This window comes from Cellulophaga sp. HaHaR_3_176 (assembly GCF_019021925.1).
Classification (GTDB): Bacteria; Bacteroidota; Bacteroidia; order Flavobacteriales; family Flavobacteriaceae; genus Cellulophaga.
This window is the reverse complement of record NZ_CP058990.1, coordinates 3,253,146-3,268,036: the sequence shown is the minus strand read 5'-3', so window position 1 is coordinate 3,268,036 and position 14,891 is coordinate 3,253,146. Positions and strand designations below refer to the sequence as shown.

Annotated in this window: 17 protein-coding genes and 2 tRNA genes; 7 read left to right on the top strand and 12 right to left on the bottom strand. The window is 30.1% G+C overall.

All coding sequences use genetic code 11. The annotated features are described in order from the left end of the window. The first annotated feature begins 18 nt into the window (after positions 1 to 18). From H0I23_RS14415 to H0I23_RS14400, 4 genes are all read left to right on the top strand, one after another. On the top strand, positions 19 to 969 hold the full coding sequence (locus tag H0I23_RS14415) for a type IX secretion system membrane protein PorP/SprF (RefSeq protein ID WP_216783987.1): 951 nt from the start codon (positions 19 to 21) through the stop codon (positions 967 to 969). A 66-nt stretch (positions 970 to 1,035) separates the two neighbouring features. Beyond that, positions 1,036 to 1,392, top strand: a complete 357-nt coding sequence (gene folB, locus H0I23_RS14410) for a dihydroneopterin aldolase (protein ID WP_216783986.1) — start codon at positions 1,036 to 1,038, stop codon at positions 1,390 to 1,392. Between the two features lie 59 nt (positions 1,393 to 1,451). After that, positions 1,452 to 1,523, top strand: a tRNA-Cys gene (locus tag H0I23_RS14405). Positions 1,524 to 1,641: 118 nt separating this feature from the next. After that, a tRNA-Cys gene (locus H0I23_RS14400) sits at positions 1,642 to 1,712 on the top strand. A gap of 104 nt (positions 1,713 to 1,816) precedes the next feature. Here the strand turns inward: H0I23_RS14400 and H0I23_RS14395 are convergent. The 5 genes from H0I23_RS14395 to rnr all read right to left on the bottom strand — a co-directional run bounded on the left by H0I23_RS14395 (position 1,817) and on the right by rnr (position 7,112). Next, complete coding sequence (locus tag H0I23_RS14395; RefSeq protein WP_216783985.1) at positions 1,817 to 2,767, bottom strand: ketopantoate reductase family protein; 951 nt, start codon at positions 2,765 to 2,767, stop codon at positions 1,817 to 1,819. Positions 2,768 to 2,830: 63 nt separating this feature from the next. After that, positions 2,831 to 3,412 (bottom strand): Crp/Fnr family transcriptional regulator, encoded by a 582-nt coding sequence (locus tag H0I23_RS14390; protein WP_216783984.1) that lies wholly within the window; start codon positions 3,410 to 3,412, stop codon positions 2,831 to 2,833. 65 nt (positions 3,413 to 3,477) lie between these two features. Next, on the bottom strand, positions 3,478 to 4,155 hold the full coding sequence (locus H0I23_RS14385) for a LysE family translocator (protein ID WP_216783983.1): 678 nt from the start codon (positions 4,153 to 4,155) through the stop codon (positions 3,478 to 3,480). Between the two features lie 22 nt (positions 4,156 to 4,177). Next, positions 4,178 to 4,858 (bottom strand): head GIN domain-containing protein, encoded by a 681-nt coding sequence (locus tag H0I23_RS14380; RefSeq protein WP_216783982.1) that lies wholly within the window; start codon positions 4,856 to 4,858, stop codon positions 4,178 to 4,180. Positions 4,859 to 4,922: 64 nt separating this feature from the next. Beyond that, positions 4,923 to 7,112 (bottom strand): ribonuclease R, encoded by a 2,190-nt coding sequence (gene rnr, locus H0I23_RS14375; RefSeq protein ID WP_216783981.1) that lies wholly within the window; start codon positions 7,110 to 7,112, stop codon positions 4,923 to 4,925. 611 nt (positions 7,113 to 7,723) lie between these two features. Between rnr and H0I23_RS14370 the strand changes: the two genes are divergently transcribed. Continuing rightward, positions 7,724 to 8,155 carry an RpiB/LacA/LacB family sugar-phosphate isomerase gene (locus tag H0I23_RS14370; protein ID WP_216783980.1) on the top strand — a complete coding sequence of 144 codons (432 nt, stop codon included), beginning with the start codon at positions 7,724 to 7,726 and terminating at the stop codon, positions 8,153 to 8,155. 12 nt (positions 8,156 to 8,167) lie between these two features. Further along, positions 8,168 to 8,608 (top strand): GNAT family N-acetyltransferase, encoded by a 441-nt coding sequence (locus tag H0I23_RS14365; protein WP_216783979.1) that lies wholly within the window; start codon positions 8,168 to 8,170, stop codon positions 8,606 to 8,608. Positions 8,609 to 8,652: 44 nt separating this feature from the next. Here the strand turns inward: H0I23_RS14365 and H0I23_RS14360 are convergent, their stop codons facing one another. After that, the gene (locus tag H0I23_RS14360; RefSeq protein WP_216783978.1) at positions 8,653 to 9,027 is read right to left on the bottom strand and encodes a hypothetical protein; all 375 of its coding nucleotides are present in this window, start codon (positions 9,025 to 9,027) and stop codon (positions 8,653 to 8,655) included. Between the two features lie 185 nt (positions 9,028 to 9,212). Here H0I23_RS14360 and H0I23_RS14355 point away from each other — a divergent pair, with 185 nt between their 5' ends. Continuing rightward, positions 9,213 to 10,409, top strand: coding sequence for an NlpC/P60 family protein (locus tag H0I23_RS14355; RefSeq protein WP_216783977.1), 1,197 nt, complete (start codon positions 9,213 to 9,215; stop codon positions 10,407 to 10,409). Between the two features lie 6 nt (positions 10,410 to 10,415). On the opposite strand, the gene H0I23_RS14350 is transcribed toward H0I23_RS14355, so the two are convergent. From H0I23_RS14350 to H0I23_RS14325, 6 genes are all read right to left on the bottom strand, one after another. Next, positions 10,416 to 11,150 (bottom strand): hypothetical protein, encoded by a 735-nt coding sequence (locus H0I23_RS14350; RefSeq protein WP_216783976.1) that lies wholly within the window; start codon positions 11,148 to 11,150, stop codon positions 10,416 to 10,418. A 97-nt stretch (positions 11,151 to 11,247) separates the two neighbouring features. Further along, positions 11,248 to 11,565, bottom strand: a complete 318-nt coding sequence (locus tag H0I23_RS14345) for a hypothetical protein (protein ID WP_216783975.1) — start codon at positions 11,563 to 11,565, stop codon at positions 11,248 to 11,250. 289 nt (positions 11,566 to 11,854) lie between these two features. Then, positions 11,855 to 12,244, bottom strand: a complete 390-nt coding sequence (locus H0I23_RS14340; RefSeq protein ID WP_216783974.1) for a RidA family protein — start codon at positions 12,242 to 12,244, stop codon at positions 11,855 to 11,857. Positions 12,245 to 12,337: 93 nt separating this feature from the next. Beyond that, positions 12,338 to 12,901, bottom strand: a complete 564-nt coding sequence (locus H0I23_RS14335; RefSeq protein WP_216783973.1) for a Crp/Fnr family transcriptional regulator — start codon at positions 12,899 to 12,901, stop codon at positions 12,338 to 12,340. Positions 12,902 to 12,924: 23 nt separating this feature from the next. Next, positions 12,925 to 13,455 (bottom strand): DUF421 domain-containing protein, encoded by a 531-nt coding sequence (locus H0I23_RS14330; protein WP_216783972.1) that lies wholly within the window; start codon positions 13,453 to 13,455, stop codon positions 12,925 to 12,927. An 18-nt stretch (positions 13,456 to 13,473) separates the two neighbouring features. After that, positions 13,474 to 14,838 carry a DUF2254 domain-containing protein gene (locus tag H0I23_RS14325; RefSeq protein ID WP_254073614.1) on the bottom strand — a complete coding sequence of 455 codons (1,365 nt, stop codon included), beginning with the start codon at positions 14,836 to 14,838 and terminating at the stop codon, positions 13,474 to 13,476. Positions 14,839 to 14,891: the final 53 nt, after the last annotated feature.

Below are 14,891 nucleotides of genomic sequence, written 5' to 3'. Positions count from 1 at the left end.
AAATTAACCTACAATACAATGAAAAAATTAGTATTAACCAGCTTACTGCTCATATGTACTTTAATAACAAAAGGCCAGGAATTAAACTCTCCTCAACTTTCTCAATATTTAGCAGATAACCCTTTCGTGTTATCACCAACTTACGCAGGTATTGGTGATCATGTTAAAATTCGTGTAAACGGATTAACACAATGGGTTGGTATTGAAGATGCTCCTGATACACAATCGTTAGCTGCCGATATGAGGGTTGGTAATAGATCTGGTGTTGGTGTATTTTTATATAACGATAAAAATGGATATACAAAACAACAAGGAGCAAGATTATCTTTTGCACATCACCTTACATTAGATAGGTATGAAGATGAATTTTTAACTTTTGGTATCTCTTATAATTTTAATCAATTTAGAATTGATATTCAAGAATTCATAGATTCAGGTGGTGATTTAGGTATTACTGATGATAGATCTACAACTAACCATAACTTTGATGTCGGGTTTTTATATAGAAAAGATAAGTACTATTTAAGTTTAAATGCTTCGAATTTATTAGGTAAAGATTTATCTAATTTTAATGAAACTTTTGAACCTAATACGTTAAGAAACTACTATTTATATACTGGTTATAGGTATAAAAAAAGTAAAAATAGTGATTTAGAAATTGAGCCATCTATACTATATAAATTATTTGAAAGTGATGGTAGATCTGAAACAGATTTAAACTTAAAATTTAGGTTCTACAATTTTGAAGATTATTACTATGTAGGTGTTAACTACAGATTCTTAAATGATCAAATTGGTAAGCCTTTATATATAGCACCAATTGCAGGTTTAAAAAAGAATAATCTATATTTCGGATATTCATATCAAATAATAATGAACGAAATTTTAGGCTTTAGTTCTGGTACACATGTTGTTACATTGGGCGTTGATTTATTTCAGGGTTTAAGTAATTGTAGATGTACATATTAAACATTAACTTATATTTTTAAGCTTTTAATTAAGCATATTCGTATAGCTTTGTAAAAAAATAAAAAAGTGGGTAAAATAAAAGTCAGTAACATTAGAGTTTATGCATACCATGGTTGCTTAAGAGAAGAAAGTATAAATGGTAGCGATTATAGAGTAGATGTAGAGGTTTTAGCAGATTTAAAAAAAGCATCTATTTCAGATGATTTGAATGATACGGTAGATTATGTTTTAATCAACCATATTGTAAAGCAAGAAATGGCTATTAAATCTAAATTATTAGAGCATGTTGCTAAACGCATATTAGATCGTATTTTAAAAGAATGTGAGACGGTTTCGTTAGCTGAGGTAACAGTTTCTAAAATAAACCCTCCTATTAACGGCGATGTTGAAATGGTTTCGATAAACCTACAATTAACTCGTTGAAATACACTCTTCTCATTTTACAATACGGTATAAAATTATGATCTTTGTTATAACAAAATGGCATTGTGGTCGAATTGGATAGACATGGTTCCGCAAGAACTTACATAGTGGTTCGAATCCACTCGATGCCTCAAAAAAAAGCCTCTCTTTTCTTTAAAAGATGGGCTTTTTTTAATTTTTATTATTAAAATAAACTACAAAAATTTAAAATTAGTCTTATAAATTTTTGTAAATTTGCAATCCTAAATTGGCATTGTGGCCGAGTGGCTAGGCAGAGCTCTGCAAAAGCTTGTACAGCGGTTCGAATCCGCTCGATGCCTCTTCAAAAACCTCTTCTTTAATTAGAAGAGGTTTTTTGTTTTATAAACTATAATAATATTATACCTATAACCTAAAAAATGAAGTATTTAAAGCCTACTTTAATCTATAATAAATTTTTATGATTAGCCTTTATTCTACTATAAATACTCTCTGTAAAAAGTGTAGAAATATCAAGAGCAATCCCATAATTAATAATAGCAGCTGCAAAAAGTTCTAACTCCGTTTTATTTTTACCAGAATGTACATCTAATTGTAATGAGGTAGGTGTTTTTGGTGGAAAAGTACCAGCCTTTTCAAAAGTTTTCTGAATGATATCATCTGCTAAAAAAATACTTTTTTTATCTGCAATTGCCTTAATTTCAAGCATTATTTTAGTGGCTTCTTCTTTCTGAGAAACATCAGTACATACAGCGCCAATAGAAGAATTATGATTAGCAGATACCAAACCAAAACTAGCTATAAAAATAAATTTAGACCAGATAGCGGTTAGCGCATTCTCTTTAAATTCAAAATCTATTTTACTAGTTTCTAATAATTTTAAAATCCAATCTAAATTTTCAGATTTGTGTTCAGAATCTTTACCAAAAATTAATTTTCCCGGTTTTCCTTTATGGTTAACAATTCCTTTTTCTTCTATATGTGAAGCAACATAAACGCAAGATGGTAAAACAACTGTTTGTGGTAAAATAGCACGAATACGGTCGTAAATATCAGCACCATTCATCATTGGTAACAATACCGTCTTATCAGTAATAATATTAAAAAGTTGTTTGCAAACACGTTCTAAATCATACTCTTTAACACATATTAGTATTAAATCAGGATTTTCAATTTCTGAAATGTGTTCATAAATAGCATCAGGGTGCGTAACAGTATTTTTATGTTCAGAAGAAAGTAATGTTAAACCATTTTCTTTTACCTGATTATAGGTTTTATCTCTAGCTATAAAAGATATTTCATGCTCTTTATTTATTTCATTAGTCTGATTAATTTTAAATCCAAAATAACCACCTACACCACCTAAACCGATAATAACAATATGTTTTCTATTCATTTTTTTAATTTTTACAAAGATGAATACTCACAAATATATAAACACTTGATAAATGGCAAGAAATTACATTTTACTAATTTCTTTTCTAATTCTACTCAAGCTACTATCTGTAATACCTAAATAAGAAGCTATAATTTTAAGAGGTACATGGTAAAAAATATGGGGTTGTAATTTTAAAAGATTTAAATATCTAGTCTCTGCTTTTTGACTAGCCATTTCAATCAATCTATCATTTAATTTATAGTAATTTATAACAAACAACAGCCTGCTAAACTCTCTAAATTCTGTTATGTTATGAAAATTAGCCTGAACATTATCAAAATTAGTTTCCCAAAATGAGCAATCTGTTAAGGTTTGATATACTTCTTTAGTAGGTTGCTTTTTGAAAAAAGATAAGAAGTCATTCACAAAACAAGGTGCCGTATAAATATTTGTAGTTACCTCCTCATTATCTTCATTTAAAATATACGACCGTATATATCCTTTTTCTAAAAAATACGTCTTTGTACTGATGGTATCTTTATCAAGTAAAACAGTATTTTTATCTAAAGTAAAATAGCTAAATGTTTCTGTAATTTCTTTTACAACTGGCTCTGAAATAGCAAATAAAGAATGAAAATAAGTTTTAAGTTCGGATTTATCCATGAGTTTTAATGTTAGTTATGTATACATAAATTAACTTTACTAATATACAAATACAGAGTAGATCATTAATTTTCTTCTACTTCTCTAATCATTTCAATACCTTCTTGAATATTCAATTTGTCTTTAGGAAGAAAACCTTTAGTTATTAAAACTAAACCGCAAATTATTAAAACGACACCTAATCCTTTTTTTACTAAAAAAATACGTCGAGGTGTAAGTTTTTTTCTTAATTGCTTAGCTAATAATATTTTAATTAAATCAGTAACAAAATAAGAGGCTAACATTGTTCCAAAAAATACCATAATTCTTTCACCATCATTATCTAAACTAGGCCCTACAATTATAATAATACCAAGCCAAAAAACTAAAACTCCGATGTTAATAAAGTTAAGCAGAAATCCTTTTATAAATAAGCTTACATAAGTACCGCTAGTAACTTTTACATTTTCATCGCGCATTTTTACTTGCTTCTTTTTAAAAGTAACAATACCGTACACTAACAATATTACACCTCCAAAAACATATAAACCAGGTTGATTGCTTAAGTTTTCTAATAATTGAAAGCTACTAAAATATGCGATTACTAAAAATACGATATCAGCTATTATTACACCAAAATCGAAGCTTAAAGCGGCTCTAAAACCCTTTGTAGCGCTAGTTTCTAAAAGAACAAAGAACACAGGGCCAATCATAAAACTTAAAAAAAAGCCTAATGGTATTGCTGCCTGAATATCTTCAATCATTTGTAGTATGCTTTATTGTAAATTACATTCTTGTAATTGTTCCACCGAACACAGTTTTCTCATCCATTTTTTTTGGATTTCCGTAAACTAATACTTCTCCGCCAGCTTTTACACTAGCTTTCACATAATTTATTGCATAAATTTCAGCTTTTGAGCCTGCATTGACATTAACTGTAGAAAAATTTGTTTTAAATGCTTTACCTTGGTAAATACCACCTGTGTTAATCAAAACATCTTGATTGTCTGAAAAACCTGTCGTTGTAATTATACCTCCAGTAACTGTTTTAATAATCAATTGCTCTACTTGAGCATTAATTATTAACTCACCACCTTCTTGAGCTTTAAGCTCTAAAAAATCTTGTTTTATAGATTCTTTATTACTGATTTTAGCATCTTCATTAACATCAATAGTTACCAAATCATCTGTATAATACAAATCGATAAAAGTTCTATATCCGCTAAAGATTTTACCAATCTCCATGCGTATTTTTAAAACTCCTTCATTAGTAACAAGGGCAACTTTACTGGTGTTTGCACCAGTAATTATTGCCTTATTATTATCAGATTTTATTAAATTAACAGATAATCCGTCGTATACTTTTATCGTAGTAAATTTTTCTAACTTTTGCGTTACTTCTTCATCTTGCCCTTGTACTTGTACAAGAGTAGTTAACAGAAAAATAAACGTGAAAAATTGTTTCATTTTATTGTTTTTAGGTAATTATAACCAGTACTAAACAAATTCTATTCCAAAGTACTAATTTTATCTATTCGGGCTTACCTATTAATGTAAAATCTAGATGTCTTTTTACAAGATCAGTATTTTTAACCATTACAACAACTTCGTCTCCTAATTGATAAACTATACCAGTTTTATCACCAATAATAGCATATTGCTTTTCGTCGTAATTATAGTAATCCCCTTTTATATCGCTAATACGAACCATTCCTTCGCATTTGTTTTCAATAATTTCAACATAAATACCCCATTCAGTAACTCCTGAAATAACACCAACAAACTCACTGTCTTGATGATCTTCCATAAATTTGATCTGCATGTATTTAATAGAATCACGTTCTGCATTTGCTGCCAATGATTCCATGTCAGATGAATGTTTACATTTTTCTTCATAAACTTCTTCTTTAGCAGATGCTCCACCATCTAAATAATGCTGTAACAAACGGTGTACCATAACATCAGGGTATCTTCTAATTGGCGATGTAAAATGACTATAGTAATCGAAAGCCAACCCATAATGACCAATATTGTCAGTCGTATAAATGGCTTTACTCATTGTACGTATTGCTAACGTATCGACCATATTCTGTTCACCTTTACCTTTAACATCTTCTAAAAGTTGATTTAAAGAAGCGCTAATGGTCTTTTTATCTTTAAAGTCAAGCTTATGACCAAACCTAGATATGATTCCATTTAAAGCCATTAACTTCTCTTCATTAGGCTCATCATGTATTCTATAAATAAATGTTTTTTTCGGGTTTTGCTTACCAATAAATTCGGCTACTTTTCTGTTCGCAAGTAGCATAAATTCTTCAATTAATTTATTAGCATCTTTAGCTTCTTTAAAATAAACACTTTCAGGTTCCCCTGCAGGTGTTAAATTAAAACGTACCTCTACTTTATCAAACGAAATAGCTCCTGCACTCATTCTACGTGAACGCATTATTTTTGCCAACTCATCTAATTTTAAAGTTGCATTTACTACATCTTCTGAAACTTCGTAAGCAGTACCTCTGATTGATATGTCTTCAGGTATTGTACCTACTCCATTTTCAATAATATGTTGTGCTTCTTCATAAGCAAAACGCTCATTAGAGTTTATAACTGTACGGCCAAACCATTGGTCAATTACATGTGCTTTTTTATCTATTTCGAATATTGCAGAAAAGGTATACTTTTCTTCATGTGGTCGAAGTGAACATGCATTGTTCGATAAAACTTCTGGTAACATTGGTACCACTCTATCCACTAAATAAACTGATGTTGCTCTTTCATAAGCTTCATCATCCATTATAGTATCTGGTGTTAAATAATGCGATACATCTGCAATATGAATACCAATTTCATAATTACCATTTTCTAAAACAGTAAATGAAAGTGCATCATCAAAATCTTTTGCATCTTTAGGGTCAATCGTAAAAGTTAGCGTATCACGCATATCTCTACGTTTGGCAATTTCTTCAGGTTTTATACTTGTATCTAACTGATTAGCAAATTGTTCTACTTCAACAGGAAACTCATAGGGCAAACCATATTCTGCTAAAATTGAATGTATTTCAGTGTTATGTTCTCCTGGTTTTCCTAAAACTTGCGTAATTGTTCCAAAAGGAGAATCTGTTTTATCTGGCCATTCGTTAAATTCTACAATAACTTTATCACCATTTTGTGCATCGTTAATTTTATCTTTAGGAATAAAAAAATCGGTATACATTCTAAAATCTCCAATACGCACAAAAGCAAAACTTTTTTGCATATCTAAAATACCAACAAAACTAGTTTTCTTACGTTCAACTATTTTTGTTATTTCTCCTTCAAGTTTCTTTCCTTTTCTGCGTGGGTATACATAAACCTCAACAGTATCTTTATGAAAAGCTTTGTTTACTTTATTAAATGGAATAAAAACGTCATCGTCCATACCATCAATAATAATATAAGCATTACCTCTACTAGTAATATCAACAGTACCAGTATGGTATGTTCTTGTAGATACTATAGACTTGTATTTGCCTGGTGTATCTTCAATAATTCTTCTTTTCTCTTTTAGCTGCACTAATCTTTTAATCAGATCATTACGATCGTTAGCATTCTCTATTTTTAATTTAGCAGCAATCTCTTTATAGTTAAAACTCTTTGTAGGTTCTTTTTCAAGTACAGTGAAAATACCTCTGGTAATTTCATTTTTTTTCTGACTTGATGACCTTTTCTTTTTCTTTGTCATTCAATTGTTTAATTTATCGGAAAATTACAAATTATAATCCATAGCTAGCATTAAGCATTTGTAAACTCACTTTTTTAAATTTTCTTAGTTATAAACATATATAATATATATACTTTTTCTTTTTTTTAAAATTTAAATAAAATGGTGACTATTATAGTGTGTTAATAACCGATATAATTTTAATAAGGTTTACTTGTTTTGCGTTTATAAATAACTTTATCGACAATTTATACAATTGATTATAAATTTAAAATCAGCTCTTTAAATAGGTTATTAACTAATCTTAATAACTTCTGTGAACATAAAATTATTGATAAGTAGATGTAAATTTATTGTTAACTACTCGATTTGAAGTTGTGATATCTTTCAGGTATTTTTTTAGAAGTTTATAGTTCAAATACCAATAACTTTTGTAAAGCAGAATTACAATTTAATATCAAAATTTAATAGTGAGTTTTTTTGATCATGTTATCAACAAAACGCATATTTATATAAAGTGCTAAGTAACAGTATATATTAAATTTTTTATAAAAAATGTTGTTAATAACCCTAAAAGTGTGGTGAAACCCTAGGTATTTGTACCTTTACTGTATAATTAACATCATTAGAATATGAAAATAGCTATAGGTAACGATCATGCAGGTACACAGTATAAGCTTGCTGTTATAGGTCTTTTAAAGTCAATGAACATTGAAGTTGAAAACTATGGAACAGATGGAACAGATAGTGTAGACTATCCAGATTTTGTTCATCCGGTTGCTAAAGATGTTTCTGATAAAAATGTAGATTTCGGTATTATTATATGTGGTAGCGGTAATGGTGCATCTATTACAGCTAACAAACATCAAAAAGTTAGATCTGCTTTATGTTGGACAAAAGAAATAACAGTTTTAGCTAGGCAACATAATGATGCCAATATTTTAAGCTTACCTGCTCGTTATATTTCTTTACCACAAGCTTTAGATATGGTAAAAGCCTTTTTAGAAACAAAATTTGAAGGTGGAAGACACGAAAGAAGAGTAGAAAAAATACCTTGTAATTAATATTACATATATATGTTAACTATAGTTGTAAAAACATTTAGTGAACTAAACACTCAAGAGTTGTATGCTATATTACAATTAAGGAGCGAAGTTTTTGTAGTTGAACAAGACTGTGTATATCAAGATGTTGATGGTAAAGACCAAAAAGCAATACATGTATTAGGTTTTAAAGGTGATGATGTTGTTGCATATACCCGAATTTTTAAAGCTGGCGATTATTTTAAAGAAGCCAGTATTGGTAGGGTAGTAGTAAGCCAAAAAACAAGAAAAGATGGGTATGGGGTTGAAATTATGAAAGCCTCTATACAAGCTGTTAAAGATTGTTATAATGAAACAACTATTAGAATATCAGCTCAAAAATACCTTTTAAAGTTTTATACCTCATTAGGTTTTACTGCAGTAGGCAATGAATATTTAGAAGATGGCATACCACATATAAATATGATCAAATAAAAAAAGCGCCAATTAGGCGCTTTTTCATTGTATTCCAAAAAGTATTATAGTTTGATGGGTTCTTTATTAACTAAGTTAATATCTTCCAACATGTTCTCGGTAAATTTATAATGCCCTTTAGTAGTAATAATTCTGAACCTATCTGACTTCATTCTACTAATAGTATCTAAAAACAACCATTTTGTTTTTAATAATCTTGGTCGTTGAGACTTTAAGCTGATGTCAAAAAAATATTTCTTTCCATTTTTTAGAGCGACAATATCAGGCGTTATTTTAGAGTCAGACCCTTTGCGAGTGTACGACTTAGGTTTTTCATAACCTTCTAAATCTACCTTAATTTGTTCAAATCCTGTAGCCTCTAAATGAGTTACCGACTTTTCAATAAATGCTATATTCTCTTCTCTCTCTATTGCTATCATAAAAGTTAATGTACAATAATATATTTGTAATTCAAAATCAAACACATTGATTAACAGTATTTTAAGTTTTATTTTTGTTCAAAACACCTCAAAAGACAAACCTGTCTGTTTAAAATTTATTGGTTTATGTAAGAGCTAAGTACATTTAAATTTATACTTTTCAAGAACAATTAAAGTCGCTTAGTATGTTCAAAAAATCTGTTTACTTATTTTTTAGTTTAACTGTATTGTTAATATCCTTTTCATGTTCTAAAATTGAAAAAAAAGAAGGGCATTTAGTTGATGAAATAAATGAGGTAAAAAACATTTTTGCACCAGATAAAAGGGTAGCTTTATTTTCTGTAACGGCAGAAAAAGAAAATGGGACCTATACATTAAAAGGTGAAAGTAACCTGCCAGATGCTGTACAAGCATTAAAAGATAAATTGAATGCAGAAAATAAAACTGTTATAGATAGTATTACAATGTTACCAACTGCTACTTTAAATGATAGTACTGTTGGTTTAGTAAGCATATCAGTAGCAAACCTGCGTAGTAATCCAAAACACTCTGCTGAGCTTGCAACACAAGCATTGTTAGGTACACCCGTAAAAATTTATAAAAAAGAAGGTTCTTGGGCCTTAATTCAAACACCAGATATGTATTTATCATGGGTAGATGATGGTGGTATTGTACCGATGCCTATGAGTACCATGAACCGTTGGAAAGCTGCAACCAAAATTATATACACACAGATAACAGGTAATACCTATTCTGAACCTAATATTAGCGCACAAGTAGTATCAGATATTGTTGCAGGTGGCATTTTAGAAATGATAGATGATAGTGGTGATTTTTATAACGTAAAATATCCAGATGGTAGGGTAGCTTTTGTAAACAAGCAAGAAGCTGTTTTATATAGCGATTGGCTTGCGCATACAAACCCAACGGAAGAAGCTTTAGTAGCTACCTCTAAAAAACTAATGGGCTTACCATACTTATGGGGTGGCACATCACCAAAAGGGGTAGACTGTAGTGGTTTTACTAAAACGATATACTTTTTAAACGGAATGATTATTCCGCGTGATGCATCGCAACAAGTACATACAGGTGAAGAAATGGATGCTGTTAAAAACTTTGATCAATTAGCACCTGGCGATCTGTTATTCTTCGGAAGAAAAGCAACAGACTCTATAGGTGAAAAAGTAGTACATGTAGGTATGTGGATAGGAAATAACGAATTCATTCATTCTTCCGGACAAGTAAAAATAAGTAGCGTTGCTAAAGATGCTTATAATTTTGATGCTTATAATTTAGGTAGATATTTACGCTCTAAACGATTAGTAAATAGTAAAAAAGGTGCTTTAATCAACTTGACAAAAACACCTATTTTTAATGATTAATTTATTTTAAATAGGGTAGTATTCTATCGGTTTTAAAACCTTATCAAGTAAGTTTATATAATGGTAATGCACCTTATCTTTACGGTCAAAATTACCATCTTTATTCACATCTTCAAGGGTTTTAAAATAGATGCGGTTTATGCTGTCTATAATTTTCCAATCTATTAGCTCTTGGTTGTTAGGCGTTAGTTTAACAAAGTTGCTACCATCAATTTTACTCATGTATAGCGTTTCAATATCTTTATAATCTAAAGCGCCATCTTTGTTAGTATCAGCATCGGTTATGGTATAAAAAAATAATTGTTTGCCCTCTCTTTTATACAAATCACTTAAAAATTGAGCACTTGAAATTCTAATATTTTTATCGGTTAAAGGCACAAGCTTATCAGTACCTAATTGCTCAAACTGTAAGTTTCTTAAGTTGCCTGTAAAATTATAATTGGTATAGCTCGATATAGTAAAGTTTGTATTTTCATAACTAGATCTGCCATCATAGCTTGATGCACTGCTCCAAAATTTACCCTTGCTTTGGTATAATTGTAACTCACCAACTGGGTGTACTAAAAACTCCGTACTATCAATATGTACAGGCATATCTGCCATTACAATTACCGAAGTATCTTTTTTAATTACCTCTGGTGTACCATCTTCAGTATATACTACAGTTGGTTTTTGTTCTGGTTTACTTGTACATGATGCTAACACAATAGCAAACAACAGTATAAAAGCACTTTTTTTCATGGTTTCATTTTTTAGTTGTTACCAAAAGTAAACAGAAACCATGCTTTTTAAAAGTAGCAACGAGGGAAGTGTTGGTTTGGGTTAGGGAGTGGGGTATTTATTTTAAAAAAGTTATATCTTTTAATATAATTTTCCCGTCTATTGTTTGATTTAGTTCGACTATATAATTATTTCTAATAATTGCACCGAATCCATTTTGAGAATCAACATAAGATGTCACAATATAAGAACCTGGTCTTATTTTTTTAATTTCTGATTTAAATAAAGAAGGGAACTTTGCTGTAGATGGTGATTTTAAATATTGTTCCACATATTTTTGTGCCGCAAGAGTAATTTGATCATCGCTTAAATAAGAATAAGTTTTAATATTTTGTTGCTTTCTATATTGTTTTTGAATCTCAATGATTTCTTTCACTTCGTTATCAAATTAAAGTTTAGAATACTTTTCATAGTCTCAATTATATATATAAGTTTTTTTATAACAAATCATCAAATAGTTGGGGGGAGACTACGTAATTGGAAAACTAAATTAAAGGAAAAAGTTTACGTGATTTTGTGGTTTCCAACATATGGGACTAATTTTCATATATTTAATACACTTATTTGATATGCTTTAAAATTTAATCGTTGTAAGTGTTATTACAAAAAGGCTTATCGATGAAGTGTTATACCTACAAAAAGACTTTAAATAAAAAACGGCAGCCTTAATTGGCTACCGTTGCTTCTAATTCTACTTTTAAAGTTTCAAAAAGGCTTTTTACTTCTAAAACTGTTGAGGTTTGTTGTATACTGTGTTTGGCAATCCAATGTTGTAGCACATCAAAACAAGAAAAGAACTCGTTTGTATTGGTCGTATATATGTTTAAGCGCACAATGTGTTTGCACTGGTAACCAGCTTCGGTAATTACGTGCTCTAAATTCGCTAAAGTTTGTATTACTTGTGTTTTCATATCAGCTGTACTCGAAACGCCATTAGCATCAATTGCAGTTTGCCCAGAAATGTAAAGGGTTGCATTGGCATTTTTAACTTCAATTGCTTGTACATAACTACGGCTGTTTTGCCATTGCCACGGATTAATAATTCTTTTTTCCATTGGTTTAAATTTTTACGGGTTTATAAGTACCTGCAAAATTGGATGTATGAAAAATAAAAGAGCGTGACATACATCACAAACGTTGGGTAGTATTTAAGTGTTAAGCCTGCTTAACGTTTCGCGGCTTACACCTAAATAAGAAGCGAGTAATGTTTTAGGTACACGTTGCAATAATGTGGGTTGTTTTTTAAGTAACTCGTTGTACCGTTCTTTTGCAGTATTGCTTAAAAAAGAGAGAATGCGTTGCTGTGAAGCAATATGGCCATTGCTAGATTTTTTAAGAAAAAAATGTTCCATTTTTGGCTGCTCGGCACACAGTTTTTGGTAGTTAGTATATGTTAATGAATATACCATAGTATTTTCTAAACATTGTAAATGCTTGGTTGCTGGAGCTTGTGAATAAAATGCAGAAAAATCACTTTCCCACCAATCTTCCATAGCAAAAGAAACAATGTGCTCTTTACCCTGTTCATCATCATACGAAAGTTTTAAAAGTCCTGATATAATGAAGTAAGCATCAACATTTCGGTTTCCTTTTTCGATTAAAAAATCACCTTTTTTAAAGTTTTCTATTGTAAAATGAGCCACAATAAAAGAGAACTCATCTTTTGTTATGGGAATAACAGTTTCGATATGTTTTTTAAGCTTGTTATGCATAGGTAAATAGCAGTAAAGTTAATTTACGGTGTTTCTCGTACGCCTTCTAGTAGTTGTTCGTTTAATTTTTGATTATCAGCATCAGAAGTTTTGTGGAGTACCGAAATATCGCCTGTAGCTTCTAATACCACAGCAAATACTTGGTTGAAATTTAATACATTGGCTTCTCTTAATTTTGCAATTACTTGCGATTTTTCAATCTGAGCGTGTTTTAAATTTTTATCTAATATGGTACTCCCTTTCATTAACAACAAAGGTTGATTAGAAAGTAAAGAACTTAATTTTGGAAATTTTTTTTGTAAACCAGAAAGTACATATGCAAGTAACAACAAACTTGCAATGGCCACTACACCATGTACTATTGATGTACTAGAAGTTAGTATAGATGAAATAATACTACCAATAGCAATTGTAAATGCAAAGTCGTAGGCCGTAAATTTTGCGAAAGTACGCAAACCAACCAGCCTTGTTAATAAAATTATAGCGATACATATTAAAATACTACCAGCTATAGTTTCTAAAAGTGGGTCTGTTAATGAGTACAACCAATTCATGTTTTTATATAGTTTTAGTTACGACATAATTTTTTTAGATCTTTCTTCTAAGTTTTTAAAGTCATTTACTTCATTTAAAGATTGTTTACCAACATTTAAAACCATTTTTGCGTGTTTTACAAGGGCCTTTTTATACGCATCCTTTTTAGCAAAAACAGAAATAGTAGTTAAACCATCCATCAATTTTATGACCACAGCAGTATTACCTGCCGAATATTGTCGAATTTGATTGAATGAAGCGTCTAAAAAATCTTCAAACTCTAAATTTTCTGTAATAATTCTTAATACATCATTTTTATCTACTCGGTAGTTAGATGGGTAATTGGCTTGTGCTAGTCGGCACATAGTAGCCGTTAAGTTATCAATACACGTAATTGCTGTAAAAGGATCGTTAACGCCTGGCGATAATGCACGTGATGCTATTTCTACCATCTGATAAATTGAAAATTGAAGATCTTGTTGAGAACTTTTAGTATTACCTATTACAAAATTGTCTGAAATGTCATCATACTGCTCATCATCAATATCTTTATTTGTATAGAGCTTTCCAATATTAATACCTTCTACTAAATGATCTCCGGGTTTAAAATACAACTCTAACAACCCATCAATATTTTGTATTTCTTCTAATAACGATTCATTATCAATATATTGAAAATAACCATTTTTATGAGATTTTATAAGTTTCGTATGAGTATATCTTGATTTTATAGCATCGGCATTTACTCGTTTTTCATCTTCAAATTCATCGCCCATATTTTCAGGAAATAAAGTTTTTACTTGGGTAGAAATAATCTGAGAAATATCAGAAATTACCTTGTCAGCCTGAATACTTGTGGCAATTTGATGTATAAAAACAATAAGGAGTATAATATTTGTAAACGCTGCAATTATAGCAAGCAGAATAGATAGTTTAGGTATAAACGTGTACCCATCATTATCTTTTATTGCATTTAAAACAAACAAGCAATATAGATAGGTTGATACATACGAACCTAATACAATTTGGTTAAGCCGTACATACATAAAATTACGAATTAACCGTGGGCCAAATTGCGAAGAGGCTAAGGTTAATGCTACCAGTGTTATTGAAAAAACAGTACCTGCAACACCAATCATAGCCGCAGAAATAGTGGTTAATATACTACGAGCAGAATCGGCACTATTTACAAAAAACAGTTGATTTAAACCTTCTTTTGGTATTTTGATACCTTGATCGATAGTAACTACAATAATTGAAATAAGAATTGTAATTATAATAATCAATGCTGGTACAAACCAAAAGGTTGCCTTTAATTTTTCGAAGAAAAACAGTATTTTTTTCATAATAACGGTAGCTGGTTTAATACTTCCCTTTTGTCCATTATATATGGCCGGTTCCATCCACGATTTTAAAGGTTTAATTAAAAACTTAATACCTAAATTGGCGTGCAATT